The sequence below is a fragment of the Halobacillus sp. AWH4_228 genome (assembly GCF_056158365.1).
The window spans coordinates 42,830-68,606 of the sequence record NZ_JBSWTE010000001.1 but is presented as its reverse complement, the minus strand read 5'-3'; the positions used below and the strand labels follow the sequence as shown (position 1 = coordinate 68,606).

Genomic DNA, 25,777 nt, shown 5'->3' with positions numbered 1-25,777 from the left:
GCTTTATCCTATGATATAAGAGAACGTTGAGCATAGCTGCTTCGCCGTTTCAAAAGGACAGGCTGCGTTACGGCCGCCTGCGTGGGGAAATTCTATCCATGACCACTCCTTTGGAGGCACTGGAAAAAAGGTTTCTCCACAGAAAAAGGCGTCTCAAAAGGAGACGCCTTTTTCTATGGAGAGATTTGAGTCCCGGCGCATTGTCCTATACAATAGATGCAGACAATGAGCGTGAAAAGGAGTTCGTTATGAAGAGATATATCATCGTAGGAGCAGGTATTTTAGGAGCCTCGACCGCTTACCATCTGATCAAAGAAGGGGCGGACGTCACTATTGTGGACCGGAAGGATGAGGGTCAGGCCACAGAAGCCGCTGCAGGCATTGTCTGTCCGTGGCTCGCACAGCGCCGGAATCAACGGTGGTACCGTCTCGTCAAAGGCGGCGCAAGGTATTACCCTGAGTTGATCCAGCAGTTGGAAGCGGATGGCGAGCACGAGACCGGTTATAAAAAAGTGGGAGCAATCAGCCTGCACACCAACCCGGAAAAACTGGAGAAGACCATTGAACGGGCGGAAAAACGGAGGGAGGATGCACCGGAAATCGGTGAAATCACACGACTTTCGCCGGAAGAAACACGCACCTATTTCCCTCTGTTATCAGAGGAAAGCTATGAAGCGGTTCATGTCAGTGGCGCGGCCCGTGTCAACGGCCGCGCGCTCCGTGACGCATTAATCCGAGCTTCAAAAAAGCGTGGAGCCGTCATGATGCATGGCGATGCCTCCCTCACTTTTGAAGGGGATACCGTGACAGGCGTGGAAGTGGACGGACGGAAGCTGGAAGCGGATGAAGTGATCGTCACCGCAGGCGCCTGGGCGAAGCCGTTGTTCCAGCCGCTCGGGATCCAGTTCCTTTCCCGTCCCCAGAAGGCACAGATTGTCCATTTGGATGTAGAAGGTACGGAAACCGCAGACTGGCCGGTGGTTATGCCGCCGAACAACCAATATATGTTGTCTTTTGGTGGGGGACGTATGATTGTTGGAGCCACGCACGAGACAGATGCCGGATTCGATCAGCGTCAGACAGCCGGAGGCCTTCATTATATTTTAGATAAGGCTCTGGAGGTGGCTCCTGGTCTTCAAGACAGTACTTTTGTGGAAAGCCGTGTCGGGTTCCGGCCGTTTACGCCGGGTTCTCTGCCGGTGTTTGGCCGGATTCCTGGATGGAAAGGCGTGCTGACGGCCAATGGTCTCGGGGCTTCCGGTCTTACCTCCGGCCCCTATCTTGGCGCAGAGCTTGCCAGCATGGCCCTCGGACGTGATACAGAATTGGATGCAGAAGACTACAGCGTGGCAGAAGCACTGGAAGAAGCGTAAAAGACCGTGTATTCAGTCAAAGTTGTCCGTATATCGTGTGGAGAGACATGTTCAGCGGGAGAACATCGAGCACAGCTTCGCAGACTCAATGGAACCTGTCGTTTGTGTGAGACAGGTCATGTTTGTGAACAAGCGCTGCTGAGGCTTTTAGAGGCACTGGACAAGAACGTGGTTTCTTTACAAGTTGAAAAGACAGGGGACCAAGAGGTTCCCTGTCTTTTTATCATTCCTGCTTGTTCGGATAGTCGCAGTATTCAATGATGGTGCCCTCGGTGTCGGCGGGATTCAGATAAATGAGCCGTCTTCCGTGCTTGTTTGTTCTCCGGGACCATTCCAGGGTGCGTATCCCTTGAGCATGAACCTCTTCTATGGCTTCATCCAGGTTCTCCACTTCGTAGGCGACGTGGTGGACGCCTTTGCCTTTCTGCTTAATGAAGCGGGCGATCGGCGAGGTGGTGTTATTCGTCGGCATCAGCAGTTCTGTGCGGCTGCCGTGCACATCCATCACAGCAATTTCACTTTCCACGCCTTCGGCTTCATTTCGATAGCGGTCAATCAGGGTTCCGCCTAAAACCTCTGTGTAGAATGTAATGCTTTCTTCAATAAGGCGTACGGCAACGCCGATATGGTCGAGTCTTTTTTCCAACATGGATTCTCCTTTACAATCTGCGTGCGTTTATTGTAGCACAGCTGCGGATGTGCGGCAGGCATCTGCCCTTTTTATCCGTTGTCCACTAAAACGTACAAGCTGATTTGGAAAAAATACATACTGTAGAGCAGGAGGTGAAAGTTCATGCCTGCCTGGATTAGTCACAGTATGAAAGTTCTGCTTTCCATCCTGCTGTTTATCTTTTCTACAGCGGTGCTGACAGCAGGACTCCTTTTCGCCTTTCTTACAGGATGGACATTCCTGAAGGGGGCGGGGGCGGCAGTGCTCCTCGTTTTCTGGCTGATCACTTTCGGGGTTCTCTCCCGCCGGCTGTACCACTATTTGTTTCACCCACCAGGGGAGGACCAATAAGAAAAAAGCTTGTAGAAAAACACCATGTTTTTCTACAAGCTTTTTCCATGTCTCCATCCTTCTTTTTGGACAGCCGAAAGGGACCCTGAATCAGGATCCCTTATTTCTTACTGATTTAACTGTTTTACGACTTCTTTGGCTGCGGCTTCTGTGGATTGAGGGTTCTGCCCGGTAACCAAGCGTCCGTCTACTTCTACATGCTCTGCCCAGTTGGCCCCATTTCGGACTTGTGCACCAAGTTCGCTCAGGCGGCTCTCCAATAGGAAAGGCATATGCTCATCAAGGCCTGTTTCTGCTTCTTCCGCGTCTGTAAAAGCACTGACGCGTTTCCCTTTTACGAGAGGGTCGCCGTTGGATAATGTGGCACCGACAAGACCTGCGGGGCCGTGGCAGACAGCAGATACGACTTTTCCATCTTCATAAAATCCTCGAAGCAGTTTCTGCAGTTTTTCGTTATCTGGAAAATCAAACATCGTCCCGTGTCCGCCTGGGAGGAAGATGGCATCGTAATCGTCCGCTTCCACGTCGATCAGCGGGGTCGTATTTTCTAAATGAGGTTTGGTATCCAGGATTTCCTGTGGTTCGTCGTCACTGACACTGTTCGGATCGATCGGAATTCCGCCGCCATTTGGACTGGCGACAGTAATGTTGTAGCCATGCTTGTTAAATTCATTATAGGCTTCTCCGAATTCAGACAGCCAAAGACCTGTGGACTGTTCTTCCGTAATCGTGTCGTGGTTCGTGACGACCATTAGAACGTTTTTAGACATAAACGATTGTTCCTCCTTTATCGGTTCTACAGTAGAAATTCCCGGCAGGGGCGGAGAGTAAACGTCTCCCTCCATTGACAAAAGGAGGAGAGGGACATACGATGAATTTACATTTCTCTTCACTATGGTAAAGGAGGCAGCAGGATGGCTGACGAAAAGGAACAAACGATGACAGAAGAGGACCAGAGCCCCCTGGATGAGGAGACGTTATTCGTCGTTTCCCAGACGTTTAAGGCATTGGGCGATCCAACGAGAATCCGTATCCTGCATTTGTTGTGCGAGAAGGAGATGTCTGTCAACCAAATTGCCGATCATTTGAACCTAAGACAGTCCACCGTGTCTCATCAGCTGCGTTTTTTAAAAAATTTAAGGCTGGTCAAATACAGAAGAGCAGGCACGACGATTTATTATTCCAACGATGATGACCATGTCATTGACCTTCTGCAGCAGACGATCAGCCATGCCAAGCATAATTGATAATTGTATGAAAATGGAATATTTCTCCTTCAAACGATTCAGTTTCCCTGCCATACAGCAGAAAGGTTTCAATGTCTTTGAAGAACGGGTAAAGTACGTAGTAAGGTATGTACCCCATGAGCGGTAAATAGTGGGTCAGCTTCCGTTAATCCCACGGAGGAACCGTACATAGTTCACCTGCAAAAAGACGACGATAAAGTTATATAAAGAGTGAGGAAAATGAACATGAATCTTTCATTTGATCAAATCCCCCAATTGAATATAGAGGCCCTTTACGGCCCAACTGAGCAAACGGTTTCCTCCCTCGCCTTTCATTCCGGACGTATACAGCCGGATGCCGCTTTTTTCTGTTTAAAAGGAGAAACCTTCGACGGCCATGCGTATGTCGAAGAGGCGATTGCCGGCGGGGCCAACGTCGTTATCGGGCATGAGGATGAGCTGTTCCGGCGTATGAGTGAGGTCTATACGCGGACAACGTTTATTGTCACTTCCCATGTACGATCGGCCATGGCTGGTTTCTCCAAGTACTTTTATGGAGCAGCCGATGATGAGCTGAAGACGATTGGTGTCACTGGTACGAACGGTAAAACGACTGTAGCCGCCTACGTGCGGTCTCTGCTTACGCTTCTTGAACTTCCGGCAGGATCCATCGGAACAACAGGAATCTGGACATCCAGCAGAAAGCTCTCCTATAAAAAAAGTACGCCGACCACACCGGAATCAATGGATCTGCATCGCATTTTCCGTGACCTGCGTACCCACGGAGATGAAGCAGCCGTGATGGAAGTATCCTCCATTGCCCTGGATCAATCCCGTGTGGAAGGCATTCAGTTTGATGTGGCGATCCACACCAACTTTTCTGAGGAGCATTTGGAATACCACCATACCATCGACCACTACAGGGAGTGTAAAATGCGTCTCTTCAAACAGGCCGATCACCGCGTCGTGAATATCGATGACGACGGCATGGCCGCTGAACTTCTCGCAATGGGAAGGGAAGGGCTGCTGACGTACAGTATAGAAGGCCGTCCAGAGGCTGATATCAGAGCGGAAGACATTGAGGTGACAGAGGCGGGCTCCACCTTCACACTACAGGTGTACGGACGTTCGGAAAACGTACAGGTACCTGTGTACGGCACCTATAACGTCGCGAATGTTCTGTCTGCCATCGGCACAGCTCTTCACCTTGGATTCACCATCGATCACATCCTCTCCGTCCTCCCGGCCATGCAGGGACCGGAAGGACGCTTCCAAGTTATCGATACTCCAATGAATCAGAAGGTGATTCTTGATTACGCCCATACGCCTGTAGCTTTAAACCGTCTACTGGAAGAAGTGAAAAAGCTGAGACACCGCCGTTTAATTGTCATGATTGCCGGGATCGGCATCCGTGATTTCAATAAAATGCCGAAGATGGCAGCGGCGATTGAAGGCCGGGCCGACGAAATCATCGTAACGGTCGACCATCCCGGCTACCACGATCCGCAGATTATCGTTGATCAAGTCTGCACAGGATTTTCCCATCCGGAATCTCCGCATGTCCATCAGACCCGCACGCGGGAGGAAGGCGTTCTGCGTTCCCTCGAGCTGGGGGGAGAAGGCGATATTATTCTTCTGACCAGCGGGTGCATCAATAATGCGCAGATGGTGAAGGGAGAGGAAATCCCTCATTCAGACGAGGCGATTATAGATAGCTTTTATGCCGGAGTGGCTCAATAAAAACATCCAGTTCCTGTTTGGGAACTGGATGTTTTTTTAATCAAACGTTTGTTCAACCAGTTCTGCGTACTCTTGAAAAAAGGGAGGAGCGTCCTGTTTGGAGAGACCATTGTACATAGCTGAAGCCACCGATTGATAATACCATTTCTGCTGGGAGTATCCCGCGTTGAAGTTATCCCACACCTTTTCCCCGAGGCGCTGCTGGGCCGTATGGATGGAGCGCAGGTTATCAAGCTTATCTGCTGCAATCAGGGACTTGATTTCCATACGGCCGTCCCGGACCACGTTGATGGTGTGCTGTTTGCGCTGCTGCCAGGGAAGCCGTTTGTCCTCCGTATGCGCCGCCACAAGCTCTGTCACCTGATTACCAAACTGCTTCTGAATATCCTCAATGGTCACCTCTGTATCTTCTACGACATCATGGAGCCACCCTGCACAAATAAGTGCTTCAGAAGCTCCGCATCCTCTGAGGATTTCACTCACTCTCTGCGGGTGAACAATGTAAGGGTCAGCTGAGTTCTTCCGTTTCTGCCCTCTGTGGGCTCTGGCTGCCAGCCGTTCCGCCTGCTCAATCATGCTTTTCCTCCTTTTCTTTTGATCATAACAGAAGAACAAGGGCAGAATCATTGCAAAAACTGTCCAAGGTTGATTAAATAAGAATGGATATTATATAATTAGAAGGTTTAATCAACAGGTTGAAGGGGATGCTTTGTTAATGGAACTGATTGAAGTACAAGGACGACCACCTGAGAATCAAGAGCCCGTTGTTTTAATTATCGGGAAGATGGACGGCGTACACCTGGGGCATCAGTCGCTTCTACAGGAAGCAGAGAAGCTGGCCCGTCCGGAAGATAAGATTGCGGTTTATGGTTTTTCTGATCATCCCAAATGGGTGCTGCGCGGCGAGGAATCCTTTAAGTATGGGTTGTCTACACTTGAAGATAAACTGGCCCGTCTGGAACGGTTCGGGGTAGATCGTTACTATCACGTCCATTTTACAAAAGAATATGCAAAAACATCTCCCGATGAATTTGTACTGGAGCATTTGAACCGCTTGAATATCCAGCATGTGATTGTAGGAGAAGATTTCCGATTCGGAAAAGGCCGTGGCTCTGACGCGGAAGGACTGGCAGAGCTGTGCGGGGAAATCGGAGCCGGGGTATCGATTGTACCCGGTGTGATGCTTCATGATTCTAAAGTGAGCAGTACCGATATCCGCACGCATGTATCCAACGGAAGGATGGAAGCGGCCCAGGCGATGCTCGGGCGCCCTTATGAAGTTACAGGTTTCGTTGAAAAAGGGGAGCAGCTTGGACGCACGCTTGGTTATCCGACCCTGAATGTCGGAGGAATCGATGACTACATCAAAGCCAAGCCGGGCGTCTACCTCGGTCTTGTGAAGCTTGTACAGGATTCTCCTGAATATTATTACACATTAATCAGTGCCGGTTACCGCCCGACGGTAAACGGTGATTCTTATAAAGTCGAAGCTTACCTTCTGGATTTTTCCGGTGATCTCTACGACAGGAAAGTGACCGTTCAGTTTTTACGGCACTTGAGAGACGAGGAGAATTTTGACGGGGTCGATGCCCTTGTCACGCAGATGCAGAAGGATGAGCAGAAGGCCCGTCGAATTTTAGGCTTACCCGAATAATACACCTTAGAAAGGAGTACACCTGATGGGAATCGTTGTTGTTGAAGTATGTGACGGCAACTTGATCAATGAACTGGACATCGAAAGCATCATTGAATCCGAATATCCAGAAGTCGCTGTACTCATGAACGAATGTTTATCGTTCTGCGGCATGTGTGCCGTCCGTCCGTATGCCATTGTCAATAATCAGCGCGTTTTCGCAAAAACACCCGAAGACGCCCTGGAGAAAATCCGTACAAAGATTGAAGAAGAACTGGCCATTTACGCTGAATAAGGCAGGAGAGACTCATGGGGTTTTTTGATTCGTTGAAGAATAGTCTGCGCCTTCCAAAAAAAGAGGCGATGTTCCATTTGAATAGAAAAGGCATTACACAGACGATCGGTTATTTGTTTGTGCTTCTGTTTGCTTTGTTCCTGCCGGATATGGTTTTTTCGATTATGTATCTGGAGACGAGCGTTACAGAAGTATCCAGAGGAATGTACATCGTGCAGTTCCTCGTCTTTTATCCGCTGTTGATTGTCTTTTTAATCCTTGTCGGGGTTTCCATATTGGCCGGAGGTGCGCTCCTGCTTTGTAAGGCCCTTGAGAGAAAACTGAGCTATCAGCTGCTGTGGAAGCTGACCGCTTATGCTGCCACACTGCCGTTGATTCTCAGCGTCGTGCTGAAATATGCAGCGGTGCCCAACGTGATCAGTGCTCTTATTTTTTTCATTCTTTTCAGCTTTTATATGTACCGGATGATCATCATCTATCCAAAAGCACCTGTCCGTTCGTAGGACTGGTGCTTTTTTATGTTGCTTTTTTCAAATGAATTATTTAGAATGTTCCTAATTTAACAGGATGGAGGTTCTGCGAATGGGAGCACTCGTATTTCAATCGGATTTCGGACTCGGAGATGGTGCAGTGAGTGCCATGCACGGGGTGGCGCATGGAGTGGATGACTCGTTGAACATCTTTGATTTGACCCATGACATTCCACCTTTTCATATATGGGACGGCTCATACCGGCTGTGGCAGACGATGGGGTATTGGAGAACAGGAACAGTCTTTGTGTCTGTCGTGGATCCTGGCGTCGGATCTGCCCGAAGAAGCATCGGGGTCCGGACCGGGTCCGGCCATTATGTCATTACACCGGACAACGGAACGTTGACGCATATAATGGCGGCCGAAGGAATCGTCGAGGTCAGGGAGATTGACGAGCGGGTCAACCGTCTTCCGCGCTCCGGTGAATCGTTTACGTTCCACGGCCGGGACATTTACGCCTATACAGGAGCAAGATTGGCTTCCGGAGTGATTTCTTTTGAGGAAATCGGTCCTCCTCTTGATCCAGCGGAACTTGTGAAGCTCCCGGTGAAAGAGCCCGTGCTTCAGCCTGGGTCTGTATCGGGGATCCTGGATATCCTTGATGTGCGGTTTGGAAATGTATGGACCAACATTCCCCGTCGGTTATTCCTTCAGACAGGCGTCGATTACGGCAGTCAACTGGATGTGCAGATCACTCACAATGGCCAGGAGGTGTATCACAATACGGTGACGTTCGGCCGTTCTTTTGCAGCTACGCACATCGGAGAGCCTCTCTTATATGTGAATTCGCTCGATCATATGGCCGTCGCCATTAACCAAGGCTCCTTTTCCAAGGCGTATGGTATTCGGACAGGATCGAATTGGGAAATACAATTGAAAAAGCCGTGAGCAGATTAGAAGCCCGCATGAAAGCGTTATGATACACTACAATTTGAAATCCCTAAGCAGAAAAGGAGAATGACAATGAAGACGGTTACGCTACATAGGCAGATTGAAATGCCTCAGCTCGGTTTCGGTGTTTGGCAGGTAGAAGAAAAGGAAGCAGTGCCTGCGGTAACAAAAGCCATCGAAACAGGTTATCGTTCTATTGATACAGCAGCCATTTACGGCAACGAAAAGCAGGTCGGGGAAGCCATCCGCCAGAGTGGCGTTGCGCGCGATGAATTGTTCATTACGACAAAGGTATGGAATACAGACCAAGGGTACGACAATACATTGAAAGCTTTTGAAACTTCTCTTGATAAGCTTGGCCTCGACTATGTGGACCTTTATTTGATCCACTGGCCGACACCGGAATTCGATGAGTACGTTGAAACCTATAAAGCACTTGAGAAACTGTATAAAGACGGTAAGGTAAAAGCTATCGGAGTCTGTAACTTCGACATCGATCATCTGCAGCGTCTATTGGATGAATGCGATGTGAAGCCTGCAGTCAACCAGGTGGAATGCCATCCATATCTTGCACAGAATGAGCTGAAGGATTTCTGCCGTGATCATGGTATCCTCGTAGAAGCATGGAGCCCTCTCATGCAGGGGGGAGAAGTTCTGAAAAACGAAGATGTTCAGTCCATTGCCAAAAAGCATGGGAAAACACCAGCGCAGGTGATCATCCGCTGGCACCTGCAGAACGATACGGTTGTCATTCCGAAATCCGTGACACCATCCCGCATCGAAGAGAACTTTGATGTGTTTGACTTTGAATTGACGGCCGACGATATGGCGGCCATCAACAAATTGGACCGTGGAGAGCGTAAAGGTCCGAAGCCATCAGAAATGAATGTAAGATAATCATGAGGAAAGGGCTGCCGGACGCCGGCGGTCCTTTTTTTATTGGAAAAACAGAGGGATCGTTGATTACATTATTAACCTTTTCCATTATGGGGAAGATAGAACTATACCATTTTGTGAGAAGGAGTATGTTTATGATCATCCGCTTCGGCTATGTATCCCACGCTCTATCGCTGTGGGAGGCCGCGCCTGCAAAAACGATGACTTTTGCCCGCTACGAGAAACTTGGGCGGGAAGAAGCGTTGAAACAGCTTCATACGATTGCAGAAATGAATCTGCGCCGTACCATTCGGATTCTCCACTATAATGTGGCCCGGCAGATCCACCTATACCGGATGTCTTCCTCCTTAATTCCGCTTGCCACCCATGATGATGTGGAGTGGGACTATATTACACCCTTTGAGTATTTGTTCAGGGAAATCGGGGATATTGTCAGAAGGCACCGGATGAGGACGAGTTTCCACCCCAATCAATTTACGTTGTTTACCAGTGACAGGCCTGAAGTCACGATCAATGCCGTCAAGGATATGACCTATCATTACGCGATGCTGGAAGCGATGGGCCTGCATGAGGAAGCCCATATCAACCTTCACGTGGGCGGTGCCTACGGAAATAAAGCTAAAGCACTCGGCCGTTTTCACGAGAATATCAAGCAGCTCCCGGATCCAGTCAAACAGCAGATGACGCTTGAAAATGATGATAAAACCTACACCACATCGGAAACACTTGACGTGTGCGAAAAACACAACATTCCAATGATGTTCGATTATCATCACTATAGGGCCAATCATACAGATGAAGAATCACTGAAGGATCTCCTGCCCCGCTTTTTCCGGACGTGGGAAGGCATGCATGTGCCTCCGAAAATCCACATCTCCTCCCCGAAGTCGGAGAATGCTTTCCGTAGCCATTCGGATTATGTGGACGCTGATTTTATTCAGCCGCTTCTAAAGGAATTGAAAGCAATGAACCAGCCGGTCGATTTTATGATTGAAGCGAAAGGAAAAGATCTTGCTCTCATGAAGCTGGTGGAGGACATGGCTGCTGTCAGAGGTGTGAAAAGGATAGAAGAGGCCGTGCTCGATCTATAAAACAGTCCTTTGCATGCTGCTTCTATCCGTTTATACCGGATTGCTTTTAAGATGAGCATTCACTGACAAGAGGTTTGTGAGCATTTATTCTGCAATCAAAAAAGAGCTGCTTCTTTGCTTCGCAAAAGAGCAGCTCTTTTTTCTCGTCTATCTCTGTCAAAGTCTCCGGGTATTGGAGAGGGATCTTACTTCAGAATTTTGGCTGCTTCCACAAAACGCTGGATGCCTGTGAATAGTTCTACGGCAAAGAACAACAGCGTTGACCAGAGCAGATAATCCGGAAACAACATCATAATGCTGAATAAAAGGAAGCCTTCTGTCCGTTCGGCCGCCCCTGCCTGATAATAGAAGGACTTCACCCCTGCTTTTTCAGACACAGCTCCAACGACAAGGAAAATCGTCATCGAAATGATGATGGAGGCGGTAAGAAGAAGAAGCGGCCACAGCACGTCCGGGTGCACGTAGGCGATCGCAAGAATGATTCCGACTTCGACGACCCGGTCGAACGTAATATCCATCACGGTGCCGAAGGGGGATGTTTTCGTGTGGCGGGCCATTGTCCCATCTACGGCATCGAGAAATCCGGAAAACCATAAAAGGACGACAGCAGCCACCGGATGGCCGAGCATGTAAAGGATACTGGTGCCCAGACCGATGAATAGAGCGGTGATGGTGATTTGATCGGCTGAACGGCCCTGTTTTAATAAATAGTGGGCGGTTTTATCAATGGAAGGCTGTACATATTTCCTGGCGTGGGTATCGAGCATGTGAACACCTGCTTTTCGTTGTTTTCCTGCGTGTTTATCCAATATCCTATCCTCTTAGACGATAGCATAATCAGGGCTGGGAAGAGAATTGAAAAGGTCCATGTGTAAGCTTTCTTACAATCGGAGGACAGCCCATAAAAAAAGCTGACGGGAAAAGTCCCCGTCAGCCGGCTTCCGTACAGGAAGGGTTCAGCTGGCATCTTCCTCTTCCTCAAACAAGGAGATGTTCCGTTTGGAGGTTTTCTTTTTATACACCCGGTTTACGTAGTCATCGGTCAGTGCCGCGATTTCCTTGTGCAGGAACAGGAGCGGGATGATATTCGCAAGAAGGACAAGGGCTAGAAGCAGATCAAGGAACTGCCATACAAACTGAAGGCCTCCGAGAGCTCCGACGAAGACGGCTAGAATATAAACGATTCTCATCCCTTTGGCCGCTTTCAGCCCATATAAGTATTCCGCCTGCTTCTCTCCGTAGAATACAAGAATTCCAATCGTCGTAATGACGAAAAAGAGCAGGAAGACACTGATGAAGCTTCCTCCGAACGCGTCGCCGAACTCACTGCCGATGGCGACGTTGATCATGTTGGAGGCGTCGCTGCCATCGACTTCTGTCCAGGCCCCTGTAACGAGCACGACAAGGCCGGAAACGGTACAGATCAGAATCGTATCTACGAAAACGCTGAAGATCCCCCACAGCGCCTGGCGGGAAGGGTGATCGGTCTGAGCAGCAGAATGGGCGATCGAAGCTGTCCCGAGTCCTGCTTCGTTGGAGTAAAGACCGCGCGCAATTCCCCAGCGGAGCGCCTGGGCTACGGCGGCCCCGGCAAATCCGCCCGTAGCGGAAACAGGGGTGAAGGCGTGCTGGAAAATAAGAGCAAAGACGGCAGGGATTTCACCCATGTTGGCAAAGATGACGTAAAAACAGACAGCAAGGTAAATCAGCACCATCCCCGGCACCATTTTATCGGTGACTTTGGCGATGCGCTGAATGCCACCAAATACCACGAGGGCAATAGCCACGCACATGATGGCGCCGGTAACTTCCACCGGCCACCCAAAGGCTCCTTCGGTCTGGGTGGCAATGGAATTGGACTGGACCATGACACTTGGTATCAGTTCAATCATAAGGAGAAAGGCAAAGGCGGTGGAGACCCATTTCCAGCCGAGTGCTTTTTTTATGTAATACTGCGGGCCGCCGACCCATACGTTCTTTTCATTCTTTTCCCTGTATTTCACCCCGAGAAGAATCTCGCTGTATTTTGTTGCCATTCCAATAAGCGCTACCACCCACATCCAGAAAAGTGCCCCCGGCCCACCGAGCGATATGGCTACCGGAACCCCTACGATATTTGTGGCGCCCGCTGTTGAGGCAAGGGCTGATGTGAACGCCTGGAAAGGAGTGATGCTTCCTTTCTGTTTGTTTTTCTTGAAAATCTGGCCCACGGTTTGATGGAGAACATGGCCGAAGAAGCGGAATTGAAAAAACTTGATGCGGAACGTGAGGAAGATCCCGCCGAGAATTAAAATAATAGCAAGAGGGTATGTCCATAAAAAGTTGGATACAGTGGCTAATGCATCTTTAAAGGCACTCCATAAATCTCCCAATAAAAGAAACTCCTTCCTATTTTTAAATGTTAATCATACATTCCCTTTACCATTTACTGTTAAACGTTGAATTACTCTACATGATGTGGAAGAACATGGATTCTAGTACAATGAAAAGAAAAGGAGGAGAAGCAGGATGAAAATCGGAGAAAATCAGTTTCATGAGCATCGTATGAGTAAGCTGGTGAAAGGGGCCGTCGTCCCTCGTCCCATCGCATGGGTGTCTTCTCTCAGCTCTGATGGTGTGGCCAATCTGGCTCCGTTCAGTTTTTTTACAGTGGCTTCCATGGACCCGGTCACGCTTTGTTTTTCCATTGGTGATGGAGCACGGGAGAAGGATACTCTTGTCAACATAAGGGAAACCGAAACCTTCATTATTAATCTTGTGACAGAACAACTGGCTGACCAAATGCACGAGAGCAGTAAAAATCACAGCCCGGATGTAGATGAGTTCCATGCCGCCGGCGTGGAGTCGGAACCCGGAGATTTTGTAAATGTTCCGAGAGTGAAGGAATCTCCTGTGCATATGGAGTGTGCGCTGTCACAGGTTGTAGAGGTGGGGTCCGGTCATTTAGTGCTCGGCCGTCTTGTTGGTTATCATGTGAAGGACGATGTCTATGTGGACGTGGATAAGATCGATCCCCATAAACTGAAACCTGTTGGAAGGATGGCAGGAGATTATACATACGTCCGGGAGTTTTATTCCCTGCCCACCCACGGAGAATAATGGACAAACATCGAGACGGCCGGGATTTCACCCGGCCGTCTTTTTTTATGATCCGGCAGCTAAAAGTGGGAAGTTGTTATTTTTTCAAACCGGGACTTCTCAAAATATGGAGTGACGTGTATACTACTGTATTAGTAGTAATAATACAGTTAATACAGAAGAGGCGGAGGTGGATCTATGTTTGAGCTGGATATCAGGAGCCGTAAGCCGATTTACGAGCAGCTGATCGACAAACTGAAGCAGCTGATTATTCACGATGTGCTTAAGGAGGATGAAAAGCTGCCTTCTGTGAGGGAACTGGCGCAGCAGTTGACGATCAACCCGAATACGATTCAAAAGGCATACCGGGAGCTCGAGTCCCAGGGCTACATTTACTCGTTGAAAGGGAAAGGAAGCTTTGTTCATCCTTCAAGTAAAAACGGACGGAAAGAGGAGCTGGAAAAAGTGAGGGAAGAGTTGAAGAAATTATTTGCAGAAGCGATGTATTTAGGTATGAGCCGGGAAGAGATTGCTGAACTTTTAAAGGATGTGGAAGGGGGAGAACGTCATGATTGATGTGAGAAACGTCGATAAATCGTTCGATAAACAACAGATTTTAACCAATGTCAGCTTTCATGTGAACAAGGGATCGATCTACGGGCTGCTTGGGTCCAACGGGGCCGGTAAAACGACGATGATGCGGATGCTCGCAGGAATCCTGCGGCAGGACGACGGTCAGGTCCATATTGACAATGCTGGAATTTATGAAAATACGAAAACAAAGCAGCGGCTCATTTTTCTGCCGGACCACCTGTATTTCCTTCCTCAATATACCATTCGGCAGATGGGGGACTATTATCGATCCTTGTTTCCCGGCTGGGATGAAGAGCGGTACGAAAAGCTGAGAACGCTGTTTAAGCTGGACGACAAGCAGAAGCTCAGCCGTTTTTCAAAAGGGATGCAGAGACAGGCAGCGTTCTGGCTCGCATTGTCCACCGTGCCGGATGTATTGATTCTTGATGAGCCGTTTGACGGCCTGGATGCTGTCATGAGACAGAAAATCAGAAACCTGATTATCCAGGATGTGGCTGAACGTGAAATGACGGTTTTGATTTCTTCTCATAACCTGAAGGAAGTGGAGGATATCTGCGACCACGTCGGCATCCTGCATAAGGGCGAGATCCTGCTGGAACGTGATTTGGACGACTTGAAGGAAGACGTGCATAAAATTCAGGCCGCCTTCAAGGAGGATGCGTTCGATCCTGATGAAACAGATCTTGACGTCCTTCATGTAGAAAAACGGGGAAGCGTATATGTTCTTATCGTCCGCGGCACAGAGAAGGAAGTGGCACAGGAAATTCAGTCATGGCATCCTGTGGTTTATGACCGCCTGCCGTTAACGCTTGAGGAAATTTTCATTTATGAAATGGGAGGTGCCGGATATGCGTTCGAAAACATCCTTGTTTAATAAGGAAATATTCAAGCAGGATTTCAGAGCTGTAGGGTGGATCAGCATCGTCTATTTTCTTGGACTTTTCTTTCTCGTTCCGCTGCCGTTGTTTATGGATTTGAATACAGCCGCTCCTATGGCTTCACCGGTGGATAATGACGGAGGGCTCTTCGGTTCGATGTTCGCCTTTGTACTTCAAGCCGTTTTTCTATTGATTCTGCCTGTCTTGATGGCTGTCTTTTTATTCCGGTATCTCCAAACGAAGGATGCCTCGGACTTTGCTCATAGCTTACCGATCAGCCGCGGCAGGCTCTTGAACCATCATCTGGTGTCAGGGATTGTTCTGCTGCTCGTCCCGGTTCTCTTGAATTTCATCATTCTAGTTGTAACTTCACGGGTCGCGGACGTATCGGGTTATTTCACGATCGGAAATGCCGCCTACTGGCTCGCTGTTTTCTGTGTCATGTCCATCCTTTTATTTATGACCGGTGTCTTTGTAGGGACGCTGACCGGTTTATCCGCTGTCCATGCAGTAATTACGTATATTTTCCTGCTATTTCCTGCCGGGATGTACTTATTGATCAGCTATTACCTGGACATGACAGTCAATGGTTTTTCAGGCGTCATCGCTCAGGAAGAAACGATCCAGCATTTATCACCAATCACAGATGTGCTGACGGCGTCCTCTTCCGGTGGTGAAGTCTCCAATCTTCCATTATCCCAAGTTTCTTTATGGACGTACGGTTTGGCATCTGTCGTCATGTATGGCCTTTCTTATGTCATTTACCAAAGGCGTGCGTTGGAAACGGCCACAAAAGCTGTGACTGTACCAGCGCTGCGCCCTGTCTTCAAGTTTGGTGTCACCTTCTGCACCGCGCTGCTTGGAGGGATGTATTTCGGTCTCAGCCTGAGTTCGTACGGCTGGATGGTGTTTGGCTGGGTATTGGGCGGAACCTTCGGATATATGGCAGCAGCTATGCTTTTGGAAAAGACATGGCGTGTCTTCCATATCCGGCTCATGAAAAACTGGCTCATCTATACGGGAAGCGCTGGTGCTGTCCTGGCTCTCCTTCCGTATGGCTGGCAGAGCTATGAAACTTATATTCCAGAACAGGAAATGGTTGTGAAGGCTTATATCAGTGAGGGATATGGTGAATACGAGCAGTACCAGAACGCCGAAACGCCGATCCCTTCTATCACTTCCGGAGAAGGAATTGAGTCGGTGCTGAATTTACATGAAGCCCTTGTCGAATACAGTGAACCTATGGAGATGGGAGAAGACTATTACTTTATCAACTATGAACTGGAAAACGGTCGGAAGGTCCAGCGGCAGTACCAGACGGGTGATCGAAGAATCGAAGCCGCCCGGCAGGCGGTTTATGAAACAGATGAAGGTAGAAACATCCGTTATCCAGCTATAACGCTGGAGAGTGGACAGGTGGACCGCATCCATCTTGATCCTAATGGGAAAGGAAGTCCGCATACAATCGTGGATGAGGAGAAAGTGACCGGCTTGTTGAAGGCTTTGAAAGAAGATCTGCGCAGCCAGTCTTATGAAGAGATGGCCCATCCAAGCGGCATGTATTCATGGATTTCCTTCCGTGTGAGGGACGAATCCAATGAAATCATAACCAATCCTTATCAAACGACCGTATATGAAGGATATGAACAAACGACGGCCTGGCTTAAAAAGGAAGGGTTATATGAGGACTTCATGGTCGGACCCGAGGACATTGCCGAAGCGGAAGTGTTTGAATGGCCGGAGGAACAGTTCACCGAGGATTACCCGAGATTTATCTTTGATCGTTTATTGGAACAGGGCGTGGAGCCACTGGCCGTGGAAGGGAAAGAGAAAATAGAGCCTCTGCTTCAAGGCGGACACAATCAGGATGAGGGCGCCTATATAGTCGCCCTTTACTATGATGATACCAACAAAGACTATAATGAAATTGTGACGTTCACCAAAGAAAATGCTCCCGATTTCGTTCGTCAGCATTTTGAGTAAGGGGGAGATCCGGATGGATATTTATGAACTTTATGAGCGTTATCACCGGCGGGTCTTTTTCTCTGCATATAAAGTGGTGAATAACTACAGCCTTGCTGAAGATGTGGTGCAGGAAACGTACTTGAAAGCCTATCACAAACTGGATGAACTGACGGATGAGGAAAAAGCAGGGGCCTGGTTGTCGACGATTGCCGCAAGAAAAGCGGTCGATCTGCTGAGAAAAGAGCGGCGTGCCGTTGTAGTATCGCTTGAACATTTCCCGCTGCCCGATTCTTTATGTCAACAGGGCTCTCTCGTTGAAGCAACGTGTGAACGGCATCAGCTTGAGGAGGAGATCCTATCATCCATCGGCTTATTATCCCCTAAAATAAGGGAGGTTCTTCAGTTAAGCTTTCAGTACAGCATGAAGGAGAAGGAAATTGCGGACCTTCTGAACATAACCCAGAGCGCGGTGAAGTCGAGACTGCACCGCGGTCGTAAACAGTTAAAACAGAAATTCGAACAGAAGAAGCCGGTGGAAAAGACGGCATGAAAGATTTGTTCTGAAGATGGACTCCCTTCAGCTTGTAGAGGAACCTGTGCTTTTCTATTATCCCCATAAGTCCGGATCATTGGGTGACCTCGGACGCTCTCTGAGTACCATATGCTGTTTCTGAATAAACAAAGGCCGCCCCGGTTTCCGGGGCGGCCTTTGTCGTTCATTTTAAAACGATCCGATTAAAGAGCAGGGGTTGGAGTAGGTTCTGCATACCCGTTTTCATATGCTTCATCAATATCTGCACGGATGTCCTTGATTGATTTCCCCTGCTGATAATCGTTGATGGAAGAGGCAGCAATTTCAAGGCAGACCCCGCATTTCGTTCCGTGGTCATCCCACATGATCTTGCCGTCGTCATGATTTTCATGAACGAAGCAGTCGTAATTATCTTTATGGCCGGCGCTTTCTCCGCAGCCACAGTAACAAGGGATGTTTTCAAGCAGATCGCGGTGCTGGGCAGCAGCCAGGTAGATGTTCTGGACATTTTCAGGTTTTCCGTCCATGAAGTCTGGGAGGACATCCGCTGAAGCCGTTTCTTCACGTAGATCTCCGTTCGCATGTTCAACATGACTCTCTTCACTTTCCGATGCTCCACATCCTGTGAGGGACAGTCCGGATACGAGTATACCCACGATGAGTACATTTTTCAGCAAAACAAAGCACCCTCTTTATATAGATTATCTCTATCATAAAGAGGGCGCAGGAAAGATTCAATCGTTTTCAAAAAAATGACAGACGTTTATAGATTTATTTTCCGAAAGAAGAAAGGAATTTGACTCTATCGCCCATAGGCGGGACATTGTCATCCACAAGGGAAATCTCAAGAACAGCTGGTCCGCTGCTGTTCAAAACCTCTCCGAGTGTTTCTTCATTCACATCTTCCATGGAATGGACGGAAACGGACGGCACACCAAGAGAAGCGGCCATAGCCGTAATATTGACCGCTTCCTGACCAAACCGCTCATGCGCACGCTTATACTGCAGCGTATGCCCGTGATGGACCATGCCGAGCCGTGCATTATTCATCACGATAAACAATACGGGGATGTGGTATTCTTTGGCTGTCAGCAGTTCCATCCCGTGCATGAAGAAGCAGCCATCTCCGGTAAGGCTTACTACAGGTCTTTCCGGCTCTGCAAGCTTGGCACCGATGGCACTGCCGATGCCGCTTCCCATTGCTCCGAAATGGACATTGATATCAAAAGAATCTGTGGAACGGACGTTCATATAGTGAACGACATAAGCCATGAATTCTCCGATATCCACTGTATAGCGCGTATTCAAAGGGAGGAGCTTCTGCAGGGAGAGCAGCACGTTCCGGGAGTTATACTCCGATGTGATTTCCTGTGAGCGCTGTGGGAAGGCAGGCATTCGTTTCTGCCTGTGTCCAAGCTGGTTCAAAGCTGTAATCAAAGAAGATACCGTCACATTGATATCCCCGTGTACAGCCATGTCTACCGGATACTTCCGGTTGAAAACCGTAGCATCGTAATCAACCTGGATAAGCGTACGGTTGGCGGCCAGATTGGGATTCCAGTTGTTCGTAGCCGTTTCTCCGAGGCTCGACCCAAGCACAAGGATGGTTTCAGCTGCATTCGAATGAATGAATGCGGAAGCCTCTTCGTGCCCGGCAAATCCGAATATCCCTTTCAGAAGCGGATGATCATCCGGGATGAATCCCTTCGCCTGAGGGGTCGTGATAATCGGCCATTCCAGTGTTTCAGCCAGTTCCAGTACGTCTTCGACAGCCCCTCGGATCCCTTGGCCGGCGAAGATGAATCCACTCGTTCCGGCGAGTTTTTCAGCCGTTTCCTGGATTTTATCATCATCGGGAAGAAGGGGGACGCGTTCAGGAAAAGCCGGAAGAGCGGGGGGCATAACGGATGAAAGCTGAACGTCGATCGGCATAGCGATATGCACAGGGCCTGGAACACCGGTCAGGGCAATTTCCACCGCTTTATGAATTTCTGGAAGCAGGTCCTCTGCCCGGTCCACACGCTGGCTGTATTTTGTAACCGACTGATACAGAGGGTCCGCATGCAGTTCCTGGGACGCGTTCAATCCGACCGTATCCACAGGGACAGCTCCGGTGAGAAACAGGACAGGTAGGTGCTCCCGCATCGCATTCGCCGCTCCTGTCACCAGGTTTGTCCCTCCGGGTCCACTGCTTCCGATGCACACACTCAGCGAACCGGAATACTTAGCATAGGCTGCAGCCATATAGGAGGCTGCTCCTTCATGCTTAGCAATTACAGGTGTAATGGAAGGCGTATCATAAAGCTCATCAAAAAAGGCATTCACCGATCCAGCCGGAATTCCGAAAATATAAGAGACATTTCCTGAAACTAAATAATCCAGTACAGCTCGAACAGATTTCATTTCGTTAGCTCCTTTGTGATTGTGATGGGACATACCGTTTCTCAAATTCAGATACAGGAAGAGGGCGGCTGTATAAATATCCTTGAATCCAGTAGCACCCGTGCCGGGCAAGGAAATCAGCCTGATCTCTGCTCTCGACCCCTTCTGCAATGACGTTCAGTTTCAGACTGTCAGCCAGAGTGATGATCGTTTTGATGATGGCGGCATTGTTCGCATTCGTTGTCATATGATCAATAAAGGATTTATCAATCTTAAGTGTATCCACCGGGAAATCCTTCAAATAGCCGAGAGAGGAATACCCCGTGCCAAAATCATCAATAGATATCTGCACACCCAGGTCCTTCAGTTCCCGGATCGTTTTAAGGGTTTGATTGGTATTGTTGACGATTAAATTTTCGGTCAGCTCCAATTCCAGCAGCTGTGGTGGAAGACCGGTCTCTTTAAGAATAGCAGCTACCTTGGACGCAAGATCGGTCTGCTGGAACTGCTGCGGCGACAGGTTGGCGGAGACGGCGAGCTGCGTGCACCCTTTGTCGTACCATTTTTTCATCTGACGGCAGGATTCTTTGATGACCCATTCCCCAAGGGCAGTAATCAACCCGGTTTCTTCCGCCAGCGGAATGAACCGGCCGGGGGAAAGCAGACCGAATTCCGGATGATTCCATCGGATCAGTGTTTCCGTGCCGATCAATTCATCGGAGCGGACGTCGAATTTGGGCTGATAATACAGTTCAAACTCTTCCCCGCGCTGGAGGGCTTTGAATAAGTCATTCTCCAGCTTGATCTGTTCAACCGAACGTTCTTCGATATCATTGGAAAAAAGCTGATACCGATTACCTGCGTAATCTTTCGCCTTATACATCGCTACATCGGCATGTTTGATCAGCGATTCGACATTGTCCCCATTCTCCGGATATAAGCTGATACCGATGCTGGTTTTTATGCTTACTTCCTGGGATTGAATCGTAAAGGGCGTATCGAAAGAAGCCAGTACCCGCTCTGCGCATGCGACAGCATCTTCTGTCCGGTCGATTTTAGGAAGAAGGATGATGAATTCGTCGCCTCCCTGTCTGGAAACCGTCGCCTCCTTCGGAATGGCATGCTCCAGACGCTGGGCGGCCTGCTGGAGCACCATATCCCCGAAGCTGTGTCCGAACGTATCATTGATTTTCTTGAATCGGTCGAGGTCCAGAAACAGAATGGCCAGCGATTTTCCTGTTAATTCTGCATAGCTGAGCGCCTGCTTCAGCCTGTCTCTGAACAGGACACGGTTCGGAATATTGGTGACGACATCGTAATAGGCATGGTACTTGATCTTTTCCTCCATCTGCTTGCGTGATGTCACATCTTTGAAGGTCACTACGTACCCGATGGTCTCATCGTTTTCCTGCTTAGGTGTAATGACATATTCGACAGGAAACGATCCGCCGTCTTTTTTTATGAAAAAGTGCTCCTGCCCGCTGTAAGTTTCCTTCCAGAGATAGAGATCCTTGAAGGAGTGGATGTCCACACTCGGATCTTCCCACTTGAAAATCCGTGCGTAGGACAAGCCTACTACATCGGTTTCATCGGCGTAACCGAGCAGACTGGTGGCAGAAGGGTTCGCAAAGGTGATATTTCCATCAAGATCGATGCCGAAAATCCCTTCGCCCGCTGAATTCAAGATCAAATCCTTTTCGCGGCTGATCTGCTTCAATTCTATGAAAGCTTCCTCCAGTTCCCGGTTTTTCTCTATTAATTCAGAGGTGCGGTCCTGGATGATAACCTCCTGCTTTTCTATATACAATAGATTGAATAAAACGGGGGCTGTGGTATCCACGATGGATTCAGCGAGCTGGCGGACAGAGGGGGTGAAACGGAAGTTCGTTTCAGTCAGATTGACGATGGCGATGGCTCCAAGGACTTCTCCAAGTGATACAAGAGGAATCATATACAGTCCTTTAATTCCAAACTCCCTGCAAATGTGCTTGTTGACGCGGTCATCTTCATACACATCCGGGACAAGCACGGACTTTTTCGTTTCAATCACTTCCTGAAAGATCAGGTCTTCCTTATGATCGAACCGTGTCTTTCGGTGAGTGGCGATCCAGTCTTCCTCGGTCCAATCACTATTTTTGTTCAGGCTCGCAGGCTTCAGGCGGTCTTCTGCTACAGGATCGATAAAATGGGCGCCGATGTTCTGGTTTCCAAGGACTTCCCCAAGGTAATAAAAACATTTATCAAGAGCTTCCTGCAGCGAAGAGCACAAAGATAAATCGCGTGTCACGTTAAGGAGAAGCTGCTTTTCTGAAATCAGTTTTTCTTTTCTTGTCAGGTTGTTGGCATTTCGCAGCGCTACAGCGGCCATGTGAATATAGGCTTTGACACTTTCAATCTCAGAGTCCGTCAAATCCATGGGGATCCCGTAGTCAAACAAGAAGACGAGTCCATACAATTCATCTTCATAGGAGATGGGAGCGACAAGCAGCGATTTGATTTTAAACGCCTGGACCGCCCGCTGGTCCGGGCGGTCATCCTTGGAAGTGTCTGGAATATAAATTGCTTCCCGTGTTTCAATCACTTCTTTGGCTAACAGATCCTGTTCCGGATCGACAATGTGCATATCCAATGTCATGCCGTTAATGGTATTGGGTTTTCCTACATACCCCTGGTACGTGCCGTCTTCCCGCGGCAGATAAATCCCCACGGAATCGCACCGCATGATTTCTTCTGATATGGCTGTTACTACATGCTCTAATACTTCGCGCAAATCCAGCTTGGTGTTGATCAGCTTGGTAATTTGAGCTAGTCGAGAATATCTGGTTTGCTCTTCAGCCATGCGTTTCCCTCCATAGTTTCATCTTTTGATAAAGTTCGACTATTATAGTGAACTTCCTGCATAAGATCCAAAGTTTTTTGAATAAGATCGAAAATAAAAGGCACAAAAGAAAGTCTTTTGTGCCTGGTTTCTATAACATATTGAGCACAGCTCCTGCAGCAACCCCGATGATAACGATGGCCCATGCCGGGACTTTAAAGAAATGAAGCAGGGAGAACAGGATGGCGGCGAGAGCGAAATCTTCTCCGCTTAAAATCGAGCTCTTAAGGACCGGATCATAAAAGGCAGCCAGCAGGATGCCGACGACGCTGGCGTTGACGCCTGTTAGAACCCCTTGGAAAGCCGGCCGCTTTCTAAGTTCGTTCAAGAACGGGAGCGCGGCTACAAGAAACAGGAAAGACGGAAGGAAAATCCCTGCCGTCGCGGCGACAGCTCCAGGTATTCCCTGAATCATCGTACCGAGATAGCTTGAAAACGTGAACAAAGGTCCGGGAACAGCCTGGGCCATTCCATATCCGGCCAGAAAATCACTGGCAGATAAAAGCCCGGTCGGAACAACTTCCCGTTCCAGCATCGGAAGGACAACATGACCGCCCCCGAAAACAAGAGACCCGACCCGGAAGAATGTATCAAACAGCTGGATGAACAGATTGTCTGTATTCCTGGCCAGCACAGGCAGGAAAATAAGCAGGCCGACAAGAATGCTGAGGGACGCGATTCCTGCTTTTTTAGAAAAGGTGACAGGAAACGGCTGAATTTTAGATGGATTCAATCCGGAAAACATCTTCCATCCGAAGACGCCCGCAGCGAATATGATGACCAGCTGCATCCAGGCGGATGGATAAAGCAGCAGAATCAAGGCGGCTGCCAGGGCCATCGCAATTCTCGGCTTGTCCGGGGTCAGCTTTTTACCAAGGCCCATCAATGCATGCAGGACGACAGCTGCGGCAACGACTTTAAGGCTGTGGATGAAACCGGCATCTGCCAAGTCAAAGGATTGATAAAGCATAGCGAATAGAATAAGAACCAGAATGGACGGCATCGTAAAACCGAACCAGGAAATCAATCCTCCAATGAACCCTCCGCGCAGCATACCTATGGCAATCCCTACCTGACTGCTTGCCGGGCCGGGGAGAAATTGGCAGAGGGCAATGATATCAGCATAGGTTTTATCATCGAGCCACTTTTTACGATCGATGTATTCGTCCTTAAAATAGGCAAGGTGCGCGATAGGACCGCCGAAGGACGTGAAGCCGAGTTTTGTCGACGTGCGCAGTATTTCCACCCAGTTACTTTTCTTTGATGGACTCATCTGAAATTTTCCTCCAATCTTTTCCTAAGATTTCTTCAGCAAGTTCCTGGACCTGCTGTTTTCCTTCTTTCAGCACCTGCTGTCCTTTATTTGTAATGACATAGTATTTGCGGATTTTTCCTTCTACCTTCTCCTCGTATTTTTCCAGCAGCTCATCCTTGTGCAGCTGCTTGAGCGTAGGGTAGAGGGTCCCCGGGCTGATGTCATAACCGTGGGAAGCAAGCTCCTCCATAAGAAACGCGCCGTATATCGGTTCTATACTGGCGTGATAGAGGATATGGATCTTAATCGAACCAAGAAAAAAATCTCTCAGCACATCGATCACCTCCATTATCAAAATCCGATATCATAATACGATAACGGTCTGGGGAAAGCAATGGAATACCTGTAACCTTTACAAAAGATTTACTTTTGCATTCTATTTCCGCCCTCCGTACAATGGGAGGTAAACACGTGTACGAACATATATGAAGCGGAGAAGGTGACAGAGATGGAAATGTATGATGTAACCATTATCGGCGGAGGTACGACGGGGATGTACGCCGCTTTTTATAGTGGGATGAGAGGGTTGAAGACGAAGGTGATGGAAGACCAGCCGGAAACAGGTGGCAAGGTTTCGTTCTTTTATCCGGAGAAACTAATTTATGATGTCGGCGGTTTTCCCGGGATTTCGGGAGAGAAACTTGCGGCAAATGTGGAAAAACAAGCACAGAGCATTCAACCGGCTCTTGTGACAGGGACGAAAGTAAAAGACCTTCAGAAACAGGAAGATGGGACGTTTCTTCTCGTGACCCATGATGGGTCCGCTCATTATACAAGGACCGTCCTGATCGCTTCCGGACTGGGGACTTTCCAAATGCAGCCTCTCCAGGTGAATGGCGCCGCTGCTTATGATGGCACACAGATCCACTACACGATAAAAAATAAGGAACAGTACAAAGGACTGAAAACCGCTGTTGTATCAGAAAACCGTGTCGGAATCGACTGGGCGCTTGCGCTGGAAGAATCCGCTGATGAAGTGACGCTGATCAATAGGGGGAGCGCCTTTAAAGCTGTTTATGAAAAGGATGAGGAAAAACTGCTGGCATCTTCTGTCCACGTCCAGTACGGCCGGACTGTTCAGCAGTTGAAAGAGGCAGACGGACAGATGACAGGGGTGATTCTGAGCGATGGTACAGAGCTTTCTCTTGATCACCTTCTCGTTTATGAAGGGCTGCAGATGGAGAAAAGTGTGTATGATCAGTGGGGAATCCATACCGATAAAGGACGGATTCCTGTAGAAACGGACATGTGTACCAATATTCCCGGAGTATTCGCAGCAGGGGATGCGGTGGTCTATCCGAGTAAAACGATGCTGATTGCTTCCGGATTCAATGAAGCAATGGCTGCCATCAACAGCGCTGCCATTTTCCTGGATCCTAAAGCGAAGACGCAGGTATACAGTACCGTCATTTATAAATACCGCGATGACAAATAAGTCGCGTCACAGGTCTTTTGTT

Annotated in this window: 26 protein-coding genes; 16 read left to right on the top strand and 10 right to left on the bottom strand. The window is 48.8% G+C overall.

Annotated features, from left to right (window positions below):
- Window positions 1-248 precede the first annotated feature (248 nt).
- A complete protein-coding gene (locus ACXADP_RS00320) occupies window positions 249-1,373 on the top strand; it encodes an NAD(P)/FAD-dependent oxidoreductase (RefSeq protein ID WP_474970596.1) in 1,125 nt (374 codons plus the stop codon).
- Between the two features lie 223 nt (window positions 1,374-1,596).
- Here ACXADP_RS00320 and ACXADP_RS00315 read toward each other — a convergent pair whose 3' ends face one another.
- Window positions 1,597-2,019, bottom strand: coding sequence for a VOC family protein (locus ACXADP_RS00315; protein ID WP_474970469.1), 423 nt, complete (start codon window positions 2,017-2,019; stop codon window positions 1,597-1,599).
- Window positions 2,020-2,166: 147 nt separating this feature from the next.
- Here ACXADP_RS00315 and ACXADP_RS00310 point away from each other — a divergent pair, with 147 nt between their 5' ends.
- Entirely contained in the window at window positions 2,167-2,394 is a 228-nt protein-coding gene (locus ACXADP_RS00310; RefSeq protein WP_474970278.1) for a hypothetical protein, read from the top strand.
- A 107-nt stretch (window positions 2,395-2,501) separates the two neighbouring features.
- On the opposite strand, the gene ACXADP_RS00305 is transcribed toward ACXADP_RS00310, so the two are convergent.
- Entirely contained in the window at window positions 2,502-3,164 is a 663-nt protein-coding gene (locus ACXADP_RS00305; protein ID WP_474970279.1) for a type 1 glutamine amidotransferase domain-containing protein, read from the bottom strand.
- A gap of 144 nt (window positions 3,165-3,308) precedes the next feature.
- Here ACXADP_RS00305 and ACXADP_RS00300 point away from each other — a divergent pair, with 144 nt between their 5' ends.
- Complete coding sequence (locus ACXADP_RS00300; RefSeq protein WP_474970595.1) at window positions 3,309-3,641, top strand: ArsR/SmtB family transcription factor; 333 nt, start codon at window positions 3,309-3,311, stop codon at window positions 3,639-3,641.
- A 225-nt stretch (window positions 3,642-3,866) separates the two neighbouring features.
- Window positions 3,867-5,360, top strand: coding sequence for a UDP-N-acetylmuramoyl-L-alanyl-D-glutamate--2,6-diaminopimelate ligase (locus ACXADP_RS00295; protein WP_474972281.1), 1,494 nt, complete (start codon window positions 3,867-3,869; stop codon window positions 5,358-5,360).
- Between the two features lie 36 nt (window positions 5,361-5,396).
- Here the strand turns inward: ACXADP_RS00295 and ACXADP_RS00290 are convergent, their stop codons facing one another.
- A complete protein-coding gene (locus ACXADP_RS00290) occupies window positions 5,397-5,936 on the bottom strand; it encodes an HD domain-containing protein (protein ID WP_474970282.1) in 540 nt (179 codons plus the stop codon).
- Window positions 5,937-6,075: 139 nt separating this feature from the next.
- Here ACXADP_RS00290 and ACXADP_RS00285 point away from each other — a divergent pair, with 139 nt between their 5' ends.
- The 6 genes from ACXADP_RS00285 (at window position 6,076) to uvsE (ending at window position 10,698) form a co-directional block, all read left to right on the top strand.
- Window positions 6,076-7,014, top strand: coding sequence for a bifunctional riboflavin kinase/FAD synthetase (locus ACXADP_RS00285; RefSeq protein WP_474970594.1), 939 nt, complete (start codon window positions 6,076-6,078; stop codon window positions 7,012-7,014).
- Between the two features lie 25 nt (window positions 7,015-7,039).
- On the top strand, window positions 7,040-7,288 hold the full coding sequence (locus tag ACXADP_RS00280) for a YuzB family protein (RefSeq protein WP_027953290.1): 249 nt from the start codon (window positions 7,040-7,042) through the stop codon (window positions 7,286-7,288).
- Between the two features lie 14 nt (window positions 7,289-7,302).
- Window positions 7,303-7,791, top strand: a complete 489-nt coding sequence (locus tag ACXADP_RS00275) for a DUF1189 family protein (RefSeq protein ID WP_474970593.1) — start codon at window positions 7,303-7,305, stop codon at window positions 7,789-7,791.
- Window positions 7,792-7,870: 79 nt separating this feature from the next.
- A complete protein-coding gene (locus tag ACXADP_RS00270; protein WP_474970285.1) occupies window positions 7,871-8,707 on the top strand; it encodes an SAM hydrolase/SAM-dependent halogenase family protein in 837 nt (278 codons plus the stop codon).
- A gap of 75 nt (window positions 8,708-8,782) precedes the next feature.
- The gene (locus ACXADP_RS00265) at window positions 8,783-9,607 is read left to right on the top strand and encodes an aldo/keto reductase (RefSeq protein ID WP_474970286.1); all 825 of its coding nucleotides are present in this window, start codon (window positions 8,783-8,785) and stop codon (window positions 9,605-9,607) included.
- 134 nt (window positions 9,608-9,741) lie between these two features.
- Window positions 9,742-10,698 carry a UV DNA damage repair endonuclease UvsE gene (gene uvsE / locus ACXADP_RS00260; RefSeq protein WP_474970470.1) on the top strand — a complete coding sequence of 319 codons (957 nt, stop codon included), beginning with the start codon at window positions 9,742-9,744 and terminating at the stop codon, window positions 10,696-10,698.
- A 185-nt stretch (window positions 10,699-10,883) separates the two neighbouring features.
- Here the strand turns inward: uvsE and ACXADP_RS00255 are convergent, their stop codons facing one another.
- Both ACXADP_RS00255 and ACXADP_RS00250 read right to left on the bottom strand, forming a co-directional pair.
- Window positions 10,884-11,465 carry a CDP-alcohol phosphatidyltransferase family protein gene (locus tag ACXADP_RS00255; protein WP_474970471.1) on the bottom strand — a complete coding sequence of 194 codons (582 nt, stop codon included), beginning with the start codon at window positions 11,463-11,465 and terminating at the stop codon, window positions 10,884-10,886.
- A gap of 189 nt (window positions 11,466-11,654) precedes the next feature.
- Window positions 11,655-13,070, bottom strand: coding sequence for an alanine/glycine:cation symporter family protein (locus ACXADP_RS00250; protein WP_474970287.1), 1,416 nt, complete (start codon window positions 13,068-13,070; stop codon window positions 11,655-11,657).
- A 136-nt stretch (window positions 13,071-13,206) separates the two neighbouring features.
- On the opposite strand from ACXADP_RS00250, the gene ACXADP_RS00245 reads away from it, so the two are divergent.
- From ACXADP_RS00245 to ACXADP_RS00225, 5 genes are all read left to right on the top strand, one after another.
- Window positions 13,207-13,797 (top strand): flavin reductase family protein, encoded by a 591-nt coding sequence (locus ACXADP_RS00245; protein ID WP_474970288.1) that lies wholly within the window; start codon window positions 13,207-13,209, stop codon window positions 13,795-13,797.
- 177 nt (window positions 13,798-13,974) lie between these two features.
- Window positions 13,975-14,352, top strand: coding sequence for a GntR family transcriptional regulator (locus ACXADP_RS00240; RefSeq protein WP_474970289.1), 378 nt, complete (start codon window positions 13,975-13,977; stop codon window positions 14,350-14,352).
- The gene (locus tag ACXADP_RS00235) at window positions 14,345-15,244 is read left to right on the top strand and encodes an ABC transporter ATP-binding protein (protein ID WP_474970290.1); all 900 of its coding nucleotides are present in this window, start codon (window positions 14,345-14,347) and stop codon (window positions 15,242-15,244) included. Before ACXADP_RS00240 ends, ACXADP_RS00235 begins: the two co-directional genes overlap by 8 nt.
- A complete protein-coding gene (locus ACXADP_RS00230) occupies window positions 15,219-17,231 on the top strand; it encodes a DUF6449 domain-containing protein (protein ID WP_474970592.1) in 2,013 nt (670 codons plus the stop codon). The genes ACXADP_RS00235 and ACXADP_RS00230 overlap by 26 nt, the downstream gene beginning before the upstream one ends.
- A 13-nt stretch (window positions 17,232-17,244) precedes the next feature.
- A complete protein-coding gene (locus ACXADP_RS00225; RefSeq protein ID WP_474970292.1) occupies window positions 17,245-17,763 on the top strand; it encodes an RNA polymerase sigma factor in 519 nt (172 codons plus the stop codon).
- A 185-nt stretch (window positions 17,764-17,948) separates the two neighbouring features.
- On the opposite strand, the gene ACXADP_RS00220 is transcribed toward ACXADP_RS00225, so the two are convergent.
- The 5 genes from ACXADP_RS00220 to ACXADP_RS00200 form a co-directional block, all read right to left on the bottom strand.
- Complete coding sequence (locus tag ACXADP_RS00220; protein WP_474970293.1) at window positions 17,949-18,422, bottom strand: PCYCGC motif-containing (lipo)protein; 474 nt, start codon at window positions 18,420-18,422, stop codon at window positions 17,949-17,951.
- A 94-nt stretch (window positions 18,423-18,516) separates the two neighbouring features.
- Window positions 18,517-20,148 (bottom strand): thiamine pyrophosphate-binding protein, encoded by a 1,632-nt coding sequence (locus tag ACXADP_RS00215; RefSeq protein ID WP_474970294.1) that lies wholly within the window; start codon window positions 20,146-20,148, stop codon window positions 18,517-18,519.
- A 4-nt stretch (window positions 20,149-20,152) separates the two neighbouring features.
- Window positions 20,153-22,966, bottom strand: coding sequence for a sensor domain-containing phosphodiesterase (locus tag ACXADP_RS00210; protein WP_474970295.1), 2,814 nt, complete (start codon window positions 22,964-22,966; stop codon window positions 20,153-20,155).
- Between the two features lie 130 nt (window positions 22,967-23,096).
- Window positions 23,097-24,278, bottom strand: coding sequence for a chromate efflux transporter (chrA, locus tag ACXADP_RS00205; protein WP_474970591.1), 1,182 nt, complete (start codon window positions 24,276-24,278; stop codon window positions 23,097-23,099).
- Entirely contained in the window at window positions 24,256-24,594 is a 339-nt protein-coding gene (locus ACXADP_RS00200; RefSeq protein WP_474970590.1) for a PadR family transcriptional regulator, read from the bottom strand. Before ACXADP_RS00200 ends, chrA begins: the two co-directional genes overlap by 23 nt.
- A 174-nt stretch (window positions 24,595-24,768) precedes the next feature.
- On the opposite strand from ACXADP_RS00200, the gene ACXADP_RS00195 reads away from it, so the two are divergent.
- Window positions 24,769-25,755 (top strand): NAD(P)/FAD-dependent oxidoreductase, encoded by a 987-nt coding sequence (locus ACXADP_RS00195; protein WP_474970589.1) that lies wholly within the window; start codon window positions 24,769-24,771, stop codon window positions 25,753-25,755.
- Window positions 25,756-25,777: the final 22 nt, after the last annotated feature.

Coding starts and splice junctions, on each gene's coding strand:
- ACXADP_RS00320 (WP_474970596.1), top strand. CDS start 249: ATGAAGAGATATATCATCGTAGGAGCAGGTATTTTAGGAGCCTCGACC.
- ACXADP_RS00310 (WP_474970278.1), top strand. CDS start 2,167: ATGCCTGCCTGGATTAGTCACAGTATGAAAGTTCTGCTTTCCATCCTG.
- ACXADP_RS00305 (WP_474970279.1), bottom strand. CDS start 3,164: ATGTCTAAAAACGTTCTAATGGTCGTCACGAACCACGACACGATTACG.
- ACXADP_RS00300 (WP_474970595.1), top strand. CDS start 3,309: ATGGCTGACGAAAAGGAACAAACGATGACAGAAGAGGACCAGAGCCCC.
- ACXADP_RS00295 (WP_474972281.1), top strand. CDS start 3,867: ATGAATCTTTCATTTGATCAAATCCCCCAATTGAATATAGAGGCCCTT.
- ACXADP_RS00290 (WP_474970282.1), bottom strand. CDS start 5,936: ATGATTGAGCAGGCGGAACGGCTGGCAGCCAGAGCCCACAGAGGGCAG.
- ACXADP_RS00285 (WP_474970594.1), top strand. CDS start 6,076: ATGGAACTGATTGAAGTACAAGGACGACCACCTGAGAATCAAGAGCCC.
- ACXADP_RS00280 (WP_027953290.1), top strand. CDS start 7,040: ATGGGAATCGTTGTTGTTGAAGTATGTGACGGCAACTTGATCAATGAA.
- ACXADP_RS00275 (WP_474970593.1), top strand. CDS start 7,303: ATGGGGTTTTTTGATTCGTTGAAGAATAGTCTGCGCCTTCCAAAAAAA.
- ACXADP_RS00270 (WP_474970285.1), top strand. CDS start 7,871: ATGGGAGCACTCGTATTTCAATCGGATTTCGGACTCGGAGATGGTGCA.
- ACXADP_RS00265 (WP_474970286.1), top strand. CDS start 8,783: ATGAAGACGGTTACGCTACATAGGCAGATTGAAATGCCTCAGCTCGGT.
- uvsE (WP_474970470.1), top strand. CDS start 9,742: ATGATCATCCGCTTCGGCTATGTATCCCACGCTCTATCGCTGTGGGAG.
- ACXADP_RS00255 (WP_474970471.1), bottom strand. CDS start 11,465: ATGCTCGATACCCACGCCAGGAAATATGTACAGCCTTCCATTGATAAA.
- ACXADP_RS00245 (WP_474970288.1), top strand. CDS start 13,207: ATGAAAATCGGAGAAAATCAGTTTCATGAGCATCGTATGAGTAAGCTG.
- ACXADP_RS00240 (WP_474970289.1), top strand. CDS start 13,975: ATGTTTGAGCTGGATATCAGGAGCCGTAAGCCGATTTACGAGCAGCTG.
- ACXADP_RS00235 (WP_474970290.1), top strand. CDS start 14,345: ATGATTGATGTGAGAAACGTCGATAAATCGTTCGATAAACAACAGATT.
- ACXADP_RS00230 (WP_474970592.1), top strand. CDS start 15,219: ATGCGTTCGAAAACATCCTTGTTTAATAAGGAAATATTCAAGCAGGAT.
- ACXADP_RS00225 (WP_474970292.1), top strand. CDS start 17,245: ATGGATATTTATGAACTTTATGAGCGTTATCACCGGCGGGTCTTTTTC.
- ACXADP_RS00215 (WP_474970294.1), bottom strand. CDS start 20,148: ATGAAATCTGTTCGAGCTGTACTGGATTATTTAGTTTCAGGAAATGTC.
- ACXADP_RS00210 (WP_474970295.1), bottom strand. CDS start 22,966: ATGGCTGAAGAGCAAACCAGATATTCTCGACTAGCTCAAATTACCAAG.
- chrA (WP_474970591.1), bottom strand. CDS start 24,278: ATGAGTCCATCAAAGAAAAGTAACTGGGTGGAAATACTGCGCACGTCG.
- ACXADP_RS00195 (WP_474970589.1), top strand. CDS start 24,769: ATGGAAATGTATGATGTAACCATTATCGGCGGAGGTACGACGGGGATG.